Origin of the sequence: Marinilabilia sp., assembly GCF_016278715.1 — a bacterium.
Taxonomy (GTDB): Bacteria; Bacteroidota; Bacteroidia; order Bacteroidales; family Marinilabiliaceae; genus Marinilabilia.
In genome coordinates, this window is the sequence record NZ_JADQBH010000321.1 from 1 (window position 1) to 10,679 (window position 10,679).

Consider the following 10,679-nt stretch of genomic DNA (forward strand, 5'->3'; position numbering starts at 1 on the left):
CCATCCCACGATTCCAGGTACGCTCCAGTTCGGCATAACACTCAACCTCTGTGCCGTCGGGCAAGGTGACCACCAGGTCACGTACAATATGCACCACACGACCATCGTCCACACTAACCACTGTTTTGGTAATGGTGCCATTAACCAGCAGAGAATCCACACTGAAGTCGGTAAAAGTAACCGTACGGGTTGCCCCTTCTGTATTCATGGGTGCAGAGATAACAATCTCTACTAATCCACTGATAATTCTTCCGTTTTCCAATTCTGTTTCCTCTCCATAATCGAGAGTTATGGTCTTTGGAAAATCCCCGGAATTCTGCTCTATGTTAACGTCTGGAGCATCTCCCAGACGATAACGATTCCGGTATTGCTCACCAGTACCGGCCTTCAGGTCGGTGTAAGTTCCGGCATCAGCACTCAGCCCGTCAATGGACTCTGCTGTACCGGAAAAAAGGTCCACTTCATAATCTGCCGATTCGATGGCGTCCTGAATGGCGGCATCAGTAGTTATCACTGACTCAACAGTAACACTAAAATCAGGTGTTACAAAATCGCTGGCAGGAATGATTTCATCATCCTCATTACATCCCGTGAAAATCATCGCGGATCCCAACATCAGGCTAAACAATAACTTTTTCATAATTCTCTTTTTTAGTTTGCTTTCTATATGGATACCGCATGAAAAAGTGTTTACCCTACTTTTTTTGTGTTTTTTTACACCATCTTCCGGGGAGATTGAAAAGAAAAGAATTAAAACAAACCCAACGATTCAATTCCACCAGAGATTGCTTCGGGGGGTAAACCCTGGCAATGAACACCATTTCTAGGGGACGAGGAGGGGTGAAACGAAGCAATCTTTTTTATCATTATTCCGGTATTTCTGTCGTTGCCGGAACGGAAAAGAAAAAGGTACTCCCTTTACCCAACTCCGATTCAATACGAATTTTTCCACCAAGCATTTCAATGTAAGCTTTAGAAATAGACAATCCCAGCCCGGCCCCTTCATAGCCACTTGAATAGCCTGAGTCAACCTGGATAAACCTTTCCAAAACGGCTTGTTGATTCTCTTTACTGATTCCAATCCCCGTATCACTCACAAAGAATTCAAAATAATCACCTTTCTCTTTGTAACCAAATCTGATACTTCCTTTGTCGGTAAATTTGATGGAGTTTTTTATCATATTGGTAAGGATGGCATACAGTTTTTCCTTATCTGTAAAAATAACCGCCTCGTCATAATTGCCAGGACAATACTTAATGAATTCCAGGCCTTTCCCAATAGCTTCGGCCGAGAAGAATTTAAAAAGATAATCGACCTGTTCATTAATATTGACAGGCTCAAATTTCAAATCCATTTGTCCTGATTCGATCTTGGAGATATTTATGAGATCGTTTATAATTCCCAACAGCCGATGCCCGCTTTTTCGAATTATTCCCACGTACTCTTCTTTCTCCTCTCCGGTGAGATGCGGATCCTTCAACAAATCAGCAAAACCGAGAATCCCATTCATCGGGGTTCGGATTTCATGACTCATATTGGCAAGAAATGCAGATTTCAAACGGTCCGATTCTTCCGCCTTTTCTTTTGCCAGGACTAACTCCCGATCGGCTTTTTTACGGTTGGTAATATCTACAAAGTATCCAATCATCTCTATCGGATTGCCGTGCCCGTCATAGATCAGTTTAGTCTCATCCATAATCCAGATATACGACCCGTCTTTACAGAGAAAACGATATTCCATCACATTATGTCCCTGGACTAAAGTGCTTTCGATGGCACTAATAGCACTAAGCTTATCTTCGGGATGCAAATGTTCGGCCCAGAAATGGGAAGTGTTCAGGAATTCGGAGGACCAAAATCCGGTAAGAGTTGAAATATTATCACTTAAAAAAGTCCATTTAAAAGGAGGGACAACATCAGAGGTATAGATCACAGCCGGATTGGATGATAACAAGTGTTTCATGCGTTCTCCATTTTTCCGCAAACTTTCCTGTGCATTCATACGGTCAGTTATATCTTCGTGCATCAAGACAATATACTCCAGATGTCCATCGGAAAGAAAAACAGGAAACATCACCGAACCAATACATATCAGATTGTCAGGATATTTTTCATCCACCAGATGTGCATTGTACCAAATAGGAGGTGTTTGAATCACATCACCTTTAAAAACCCGTGAGAGTTGCTCCTGCAGGCCTCCACCATGAATCTGAGCATCCTTTAGTATCGACCAACCTTTATCGGGTTCTGTCTTAAAAAGCTTAATGAAAGCCTTATTCGACCGGACGTGATACCCTCTATCATCCAAAATTTGTATGCTGTAGGGATTGAATTCAATAATCCGGTTTAGCACATCCGACATTTTTTTACTTTCTATCTCCGAATTGTACGCGTCAGTTATATCCTGAGTGATACCAACCACTTCAATAACTTCTCCTGCTTCATTTTTCACTGCAGGAATTACTTTCACCGAAAAAACATGCTGATTAAAAAAGAACCCACGGAACTCTGCTGTTCTTCCCTCAAAAGCCTCAGTGTAATAGGGCTTCAGTTGCTGATAAGCCTCATCTCCCATTATCTCCTCCAGGGTTTTGCCCACCACCTGATGAGTTCTCATGTTATACTGATGAGCAATTTTCCCTTCACTGAGGCTGGGGTAAAAATTTCCATCATTCCCTTTTGTACACCGAAAAATATGGCTATCCAATGAACCTATAAGCTCCAGAAGCCCCTCTTCTCCGGCTTTTGATTCGGCAAGTTGCTTTTGGAGTAGTTCAATTCTTTTTCGAGCGTCGTCAAGTTCCTTTCGCATGCTCATAAACTAGGTTTTAAGGATTCAGGAAACTGGAAATGAGGTTTTCATACTCCTGTTCTTTTTCATAAAGTTCCATATAATCGGTTGTCAATCGAAAAGATGGAATACCGCTATTGTTTAACGATTCATTAATGTTTTTTGTTTTCGATTCCATGATATCGCAGTTTTTGAAAGAATAGTTGATAACTACATCCACCCTGTATTCTTTAATCTTTTGTTCCAATTTCTCTAAATCAAAAGTAGGCACACAGGAACTTGAATTTTCATCCACACTTTCCATCATATATTTCACGGCCTTCCTGATATCAGGATTCTTTCCTGCCAGCAATTTTTGAAATTCCTCAAAATCGTAACTAATATTTGTGATTCCCATATCAGATTCTTCACAAACCACCAGTCCACCGGCATTTTCAATAATGCGATAAATTTCCCCAAAGGGAGGCATAATACGAGGTGTTATCAACATCACCCTCTTTTTACGACCTTCCTTATTGTATCCCACATTATTGGCAACATTTCGACTGAGTTCGGCTTTCAGTTCCCTTAGAGCTGCTAACAACTTTGCAGGCTCTTCAACCAATGCCAGCTGCTGGATCCATAATCCATTTTTCCCGTTGATAGGAGGATTAGAATGCTTCCGGAATTCCAAAACAGCCCGGTATTCTTCTCTGATATCAGAAAACAAACGGGAATATTCAATCAGTTTCCCGACATTAATACCTGCTCCGAGAGTACTTTTCATGACCCATTCATAAAAGCCCTCAAAATCAAAACCAATGGCATCATCACGTCTGACTTTCAGACAATTTACCTCAAAATCATCAGAAATCCGGGAAACCAAATCCGTTGCTTTTTTTACCGATAGACACAAATCGGACCCTAACACATAATCAGCAAGGTTAAAAAAAACACACATCCCCGTGTGCAAAAATCCAATCATGGAGCGGGTCACGTTACACATCCCTCTGGTGTATTGGTCCGCATAGGGTTCTACCTCCCCTGCTCCCATACAAACACTCACAGGAATAAAGTTTCCGAGCGAATAAATTAATTCCGGAGGAATGGAATTACACAACAAAGCCATGACATGATTGCCTTCCCGGCGGTAAGCGTATAAATCTCTTACCCTTTGTCCGTGCATACCGTTCATCATTTCATCGAACAATTTCATGGTTTGAGGACGATTCTCTTCTGCGGCAATTTCCGAAGCAAAACGCACAATCTTCTGCTTCATTGCATTGTTCAATTGCATTTGCTCGTCACGAGGCAGGAACCGGGCTTTGTTTTTTTTGTAAGCTACATTTGATATAATACTAGCCTTATCAAAATTCTTCATTTATTTAGTTTTTTGTAACTGGCCAAAAATAATTTGATCACTACTCAACGGTCAATTTTCGCTGCCCAATAGGAGGAATTTCTGCTGCATCAATCAACACGTCAATAACCACCGGCTCGTTGATGGTCAAAGCTTCGGAGAGCGCCTTCGAAAAAGCTTCCCGATCATCCACCCTGTAACCCTTTACCCCCACTGATTCAGCCATTTTCGCAAAATTTGTCTTGCCCAGCTCCACCCCGGTAGTCCTGTTAAACATCTTCTTAATAGAAGCCTTTGGCATACTGTAACACGAATCGTTAAAAACAATCCATATAACAGGAATATTATATTGACCTGCGGTGGCAATTTCATTTCCTCCCATGTGAAAAGAACCGTCACCACAAATACAAATCACAGGCGTTTCGGGCGACTTAAGTTTAATACCTATCGCAGAACTGATTGAAGCGCCCATCGCCCCCAGCCCCAGCGTTGGATAAAAACTTCCTTCCGTCCCAATCGATAAATAATGCATAGCCCAGGCCCAATGTGAACTGGAATCAGCCAGAAAAGCGGTATTATCCGGTGCCATCTCTCTAACCACCCCAAAAAGACTTTGAGGTTTCAGAGGAGCACTCTTATCCTGCATCAAATGCGGATTAAGCACACGGCCGGTAGATTTAATGAGAGACAGCACCTTCTCTCCCGTTGCTTTAGTCGGGGTTCCATTCTTTCCCACAATTTGTCTCAGTTGATGCATGATTACTTTTGCATCACCATTCAAACCCACAGCCACAGGATAATTCTTTCCTATTTCCCGCTTATCAATATCAATTTGAATAATCTTCTTCTTTTTCAAAAACCGCTCATCCCAACTGTAAGTAGAAAACTCCCCAAAGCTTGTTCCCACGGCTATTAATAAATCAGATTTTTCAAAAACGTAATCCGCGGCCAAAGCATGTCCGCAGATACCAACTACTCCCAGACACAACGGATGTTCAGAAGGCAAAGCACCTTTTCCCTGAATAGTGGTGGCAACTGGAATTTGAAGTTTTTCTGCAATTGCCAGAATATCTTTGTTTGCACCGCACTGCACAGCTCCCCAACCTACAAGAAAAACAGGAGCCTCAGATGATTCAATAAGATTGAGGGTTTCCCGGAGTACCCCCCTTTCAAAAAACGAACTCCCCGAAATAATATTGGGTTGAATACTGACAGGCTCATATTCAATCTCAGCCTGTTGAATATCAAAAGGAATATTGATATGAACTGGCCCCATTCTCCCTGATGTAGCACTCCGAACAGCATATTGAATAGTTTCCACAATCATATCTGGATTTACAGCAGAGAAACTTTCCTTGGTAACAGACCTAAAAAAGTCTACGGTATCAATAGATTGCCCCCACCCTGTAGATTCCTGAAATGCACCCTTCCCATATTCAGATGTTGCTATCTGGCCGGTTATTACCAACAGAGGAACCGAGTTCATAAAAGCAGTAGCAACTCCTGTAGCCAGATTGGTTGAGCCGCCACCGGTTGATCCACAACAAACGCCAATTGTGCCACTTCGTTGGGCATATCCATAAGCCATGAGGGCAGCCCCATTTTCATGCTTGCTGGCAATGAAATCAATTTCCTGATAGTCGAGAAGTGCATCCAGAAAAGGAGCAATGGTTTTCCCGGTTACACCAAAAACATATTCAACTCCTTCATTTATTATCAATTCTGCAATGATGTTTACTACACGTTTCTTCATGGATTAAGTCTTTTTTAATTGATATTGTATAAAAAATCAGGTTCCTCTTTTACTAATAAATCAAAACCAATTCGTTTACCTCATAAAATTACTTCACAACCTATCTTAAGACCAGTCTGGAGAATAAAGCCTGACCTGACAATTACAAAGTACAAAAAAATCACCAGGGTCAGGAGAAATTTCATATTACCTGGTTTGATTACATCAAATAATTAGACATCGTGACCTGAATTGCTTATATTTAAGCTTAACCCGGATTGGAGTTTAGGATCCTGAAACTCAACATAGAACTAAAGTCTAATACAACTCTAACAAATAAAAAATAAACCAATGAAAAACAACACAAAGAAAATTCAGGAATTACTTGGTGATGATGCTTCATTACTTGAGTTTAGCAAACCCAAAATATCCAAAGAGCGGCTGACCACGCCGGGGCCGGAAATCATTGACAATGTCTTTGGTGCCAGTGACCGGAATCCGCAAACCCTGATTAACCTTTCAAGGATTTACAATCATGGAAGATTGGGAGGCAGCGGTTACCTTTCCATTCTGCCGGTGGACCAGGGCATTGAACACACAGGAGGTAGTTCATTTGCACCAAACCCCGACTATTTTGACCCGGAGAACATACTTAAACTGGCTATTGAAGGAGGCTGCAATGCAGTAGCGACTACCTTTGGTGCGCTGGCTCTTCATGCCCGGAGATATGCCCACAAAATTCCATTCATTGTAAAAATCAACCACAATGAACTCATGACTTATCCAAACAAGTACGACCAGATTATGTTTGGGAGTGTTTCGGAAGCCTGGAATCTGGGCGCAGCAGCAGTAGGCGCAACCATATACTTCGGATCGGAAGAATCGAACCGTCAGATAATTGAAGTTGCCGAAGCTTTTGAAGAAGCCCATGAATTAGGAATGGCGACCGTATTGTGGTGTTATACGCGAAACAACCACTTCAAAACAGAAAAACAGGATTATCATACCGCAGCCGACATCACAGGCCAGGCCAATCACCTGGGAGTTACTTTAAAAGCCGACCTCATCAAACAAAAATTACCAACCACCAACGGAGGCTTTACTGATCTGAAGTTTGGGAAAACGCACCCAGACATGTACAAAAAACTTTGCTCCGAACATCCCATTGATCTATGTCGTTACCAGGTGGCCAATTGTTATATGGGGAAAATCGGACTTATAAATTCCGGAGGAGCATCTTCAGGTGCCGGAGATTTTGCAGCCGCAGCAAAAACTGCTGTTATCAATAAAAGAGCGGGAGGCACAGGACTTATCTCCGGACGCAAAGCGTTTCAGCGTCCGATGAAAGATGGAATAGAATTGCTTAACCTTATTCAGGATGTTTACCTTAACAAGGATATTACCGTTGCGTAACAAAAATTGAAATCGCAAAACCGTGTCTCATCCCGAATTCCGACCATTCTGGAAAGGAATCTTTATCTTTGGATCGAACCTCATCATCATGAGGCAGTAATTCTGTTGTGTCCAATTTTAACTTGACAGCATCATTTTAAATCATTTCAGAACCTCTGTTTTTCGCAAATAGCCTTTATATTTGCTCACATTCAATTATAATGAAAAACCAAACCAACTACACTAAACCAAACATAACAATATAAATGAATGCTGATTTTCTACTGATCATAGGGGTTTTCGAGGCTCTTTTTCTGGGAATTCTTGTCCTTTCCAAACGGAAGAAACAAATATCGGATATTTTACTTGCCACCATTTTATGGCTCAATGCTCTTACCATCTTTTTTAGTTGGATAGAAATCTACAATCGGAGTAACGGATATCCCTTTCCTGCTCTCATCAATGGTTCTACTCCATTTATATTGTTGCACGGACCTCTTCTGTGGATCTATGTAAAATCATTGACCTGTGAAAATTTCCGGTTGAAAACGATTCATTTAACACATATTGTTCCGTTTTTGTTGGTAGCCCTCCTTATAGGATTATCAACATACGGGTTGCCCGCCGGGAAAAGAATCATAATCGATTCCGAACAACTCTTTAAAGAACACTGGTCGTATCCTGTAATCGTTAGTGCCATTTTCATCTCTATACAATCCTACATAATTCACTCTTTTATTCACATTCATCGATACCGCAGAAAAATTAAAAGTTTCTTCTCCACCATTGACCAGTTTAATCTGAAATGGCTTCGTTTTGTCCTGAGCACAGCCATGGCTTTCTATGGGATCATTAGCCTGACCTACATTTTTGACTTTTTTCTGAACATCCTCCCTTACCAGCTTTTGCAAATAACAGGTTTTACCATTGCTTCCATTTATATTTTAGTATTGGGATTCTTTGGGCTCCATCAGGGGAATATATTTTCCTCACACAGCATTCACTCGCTCCCTGAAGAAGAAGAGAAACAAAAACACCTCGGCCCACTGGAGTCGGCTGAGGAAAGGTTTATTGAGCAGCTTCTCCAACACATGAAACAAAACCAACCACATCTGGAACCAGAATTAAACCTTGCTCAACTTTCAAGTCATTTATCCGTGTCGCCCGAATATTTATCAGGAATTCTTAACAACAAACTAAATTCCAACTTTTTCGACTTCATCAACCAATATCGCATAGATAGTTTCAAAAATCAATGCAGAGAAAAAGAGAAACAAAACCTCACCCTGCTGGGAATAGCTTATGAATGCGGCTTCAATTCCAAAGCCACATTCAACAGAGTATTCAAAAAGCGCACAGGCCTTACACCGGGCGAGTTTGCCAGACAGGTCTCAGAATAATGAGACTTCATTTCCGGTCCTTTAATGAAAAATGAGCCCTCTTTTTTGAAAAACGAGACTTCCGGAAAACAAGGTTGTTCTTTATTTGCATCAAAAACAGAATTATGCAAACAAGAACCATCACAGGCCTGTTGCTAACGTTATTTGTTATTGGCAGTTGCAAATCGCCACTCAAAACCTCGCAGGATAATTCTTCCTCTAAACGTCTGGAATTAAAAATTCAGGCAGGGGGCAATGTAGGTGGAATAATAGAAAATACGGATATTGTTAACGAACCCGGAGCTGAAGTTGATGCTTTCAGTGGTGCAACCAAAACCGGTTTTAATTTGGGGGCCAGAATAGCGGTACCCATAAAAAACAATGCTGTGGAAACCGGAATCGACATCATGAACAGCCCACAAACTTTTACGTATACTGACCCGGAACATGGTTTCCACGGAGAACGCGACCTTGGATTAACCCAGTTAATGTTGCCGCTGACATGGAATTTTGGACTAATCAATCACCCACAACATGGCCGACAGCTGGAGCTTAAGGTTGGTCCGGTAATTCAATACAACATGCTGGATGTTTCAGACTCGGGTGACCGGCTACCGGAATACGACCTAAACAGATTTTCATCAGGTTTCTCATTAGGTATGGCCGCAACACCCTTCGTCTTTAAGAATGGTTCCCGACTGGGTTTTTACGTGGAAGGATACAAAGGAAGTCAGATATATGAAGATTTCTACAATCAGTCAGGATTTAAGGAAACCGGCTCAAGTTTTGCAAAATTCGGAATTACTTATCAATTCAAAGGCTCAGGTTTTAAATAGTCTTGTCACAGGTTGTTATCGTTTTAGAAAAAGTTATTTACAAAATGCAAACCCCTTGGTTTCAAGAACTTCAAAAGACTTGTATTTGGCGCCTTCTTATCAAAGACTTGAAATTCCTTATTTTTCTGGCTGGCACTAAATAGGAACAAATGCGAAACCTTTCTACCATGAAAACAGCAATCATTTATGCTTCAAAGCACGGAACTACCCAAAAGGTGGCCAACGAATTATCCACTCTTTTGCCACAGCATGACGTTACTATGCTTGACGCTGGGAAAAACCATAAGATTGATCTCACTACATACGATCAAATTATTGTTGGTGGTTCTATTCACGCAGGAATGATACAAACATCATTGCAAAAATTCATTGAACGCAATACCACTTCTCTTCTTCAAAAACCGCTTGGCATTTTTCTATGCTGCATGGACGAAAAAGAAGCGATGAATCAATTCGAGAAGGCTTTCCCTGAAATTTTAAGACATCACGCAAAATGCTGCCAGTGCGTAGGCGGAGAATTCCTCTTTGAGAAAATGAATTTCCTGGAAAAATTGATGACACGTAAAATTGCCGGAGTCAATGAAACCGTTTCAAAACTAAGGTATGAAAACATTAAAGCGCTGGCACAGAGTATGACCTAAAGCGCCTTCATTGATCACCCTTTCATCACATTTTCAAACTCCCTCCAGAGGTTGTCATCCTTTGGCGTAGGTGCCTCAATAACAACAGTCTCCTGCTTCACAGGATGAATGAATTCAACCCTGCGGGCATGCAGTGAAATCCCGCCACCTTTGTTGGATCGGGAAAAACCATATTTCAGGTCTCCCTTGATGGGGCAACCTATTTTAGCCAACTGACTGCGAATTTGATGATGGCGGCCGGTTTGCAAATCGACTTCGAGCAAATGATAGTTCGAAGTACTGGAGATAAGTCGATAATTAAGAATTCCCTCCTTAGATCCAAGGCGCTTTTTCGGAAAAGCATAAGATTTATTCTTATTGCTGTCCTTCAGCATAAAATGGCGCAACTCACCCTCATCCTGAGGAGGTAATTCTTTCACCACAGCCCAGTATGTTTTTTTGACCTCCTTTTCCTGAAACATCTTATTCATCCGGCTCAAAGATTTACTGGTGCGGGCAAATAAAACCACACCACTCACCGGTCGGTCAAGACGATGCACAACACCCAGAAATACATCCCCCGGTTTAT

At 41.5% G+C, this 10,679-nt stretch carries 9 protein-coding genes; 4 read left to right on the forward strand and 5 right to left on the reverse strand.

Annotated features, from left to right (window positions below; translation table 11 throughout):
- The 4 genes from QZZ43_RS19335 to QZZ43_RS19350 form a co-directional block, all read right to left on the reverse strand.
- On the reverse strand, window positions 1–640 hold a 640-nt coding region (locus QZZ43_RS19335), incomplete at its 3' end, for a hypothetical protein (protein WP_291862775.1).
- A gap of 226 nt (window positions 641–866) precedes the next feature.
- On the reverse strand, window positions 867–2,819 hold the full coding sequence (locus tag QZZ43_RS19340; RefSeq protein ID WP_291862778.1) for an ATP-binding protein: 1,953 nt from the start codon (window positions 2,817–2,819) through the stop codon (window positions 867–869).
- Between the two features lie 10 nt (window positions 2,820–2,829).
- Entirely contained in the window at window positions 2,830–4,152 is a 1,323-nt protein-coding gene (locus QZZ43_RS19345) for a 2-hydroxyacyl-CoA dehydratase family protein (protein WP_291862780.1), read from the reverse strand.
- A 40-nt stretch (window positions 4,153–4,192) separates the two neighbouring features.
- Window positions 4,193–5,884, reverse strand: a complete 1,692-nt coding sequence (locus QZZ43_RS19350) for a thiamine pyrophosphate-binding protein (RefSeq protein ID WP_291862782.1) — start codon at window positions 5,882–5,884, stop codon at window positions 4,193–4,195.
- 330 nt (window positions 5,885–6,214) lie between these two features.
- Between QZZ43_RS19350 and QZZ43_RS19355 the strand changes: the two genes are divergently transcribed.
- The 4 genes from QZZ43_RS19355 (at window position 6,215) to QZZ43_RS19370 (ending at window position 10,111) form a co-directional block, all read left to right on the forward strand.
- Window positions 6,215–7,276 (forward strand): class I fructose-bisphosphate aldolase, encoded by a 1,062-nt coding sequence (locus QZZ43_RS19355; RefSeq protein ID WP_291862785.1) that lies wholly within the window; start codon window positions 6,215–6,217, stop codon window positions 7,274–7,276.
- Between the two features lie 245 nt (window positions 7,277–7,521).
- The gene (locus QZZ43_RS19360; protein ID WP_291862787.1) at window positions 7,522–8,655 is read left to right on the forward strand and encodes an AraC family transcriptional regulator; all 1,134 of its coding nucleotides are present in this window, start codon (window positions 7,522–7,524) and stop codon (window positions 8,653–8,655) included.
- A 104-nt stretch (window positions 8,656–8,759) separates the two neighbouring features.
- Window positions 8,760–9,470 carry a hypothetical protein gene (locus tag QZZ43_RS19365; protein WP_291862789.1) on the forward strand — a complete coding sequence of 237 codons (711 nt, stop codon included), beginning with the start codon at window positions 8,760–8,762 and terminating at the stop codon, window positions 9,468–9,470.
- A gap of 167 nt (window positions 9,471–9,637) precedes the next feature.
- Window positions 9,638–10,111 carry a flavodoxin domain-containing protein gene (locus QZZ43_RS19370; RefSeq protein ID WP_291862792.1) on the forward strand — a complete coding sequence of 158 codons (474 nt, stop codon included), beginning with the start codon at window positions 9,638–9,640 and terminating at the stop codon, window positions 10,109–10,111.
- Between the two features lie 14 nt (window positions 10,112–10,125).
- On the opposite strand, the gene QZZ43_RS19375 is transcribed toward QZZ43_RS19370, so the two are convergent.
- On the reverse strand, window positions 10,126–10,679 hold a 554-nt coding region (locus QZZ43_RS19375), incomplete at its 5' end, for an RluA family pseudouridine synthase (protein WP_291862794.1).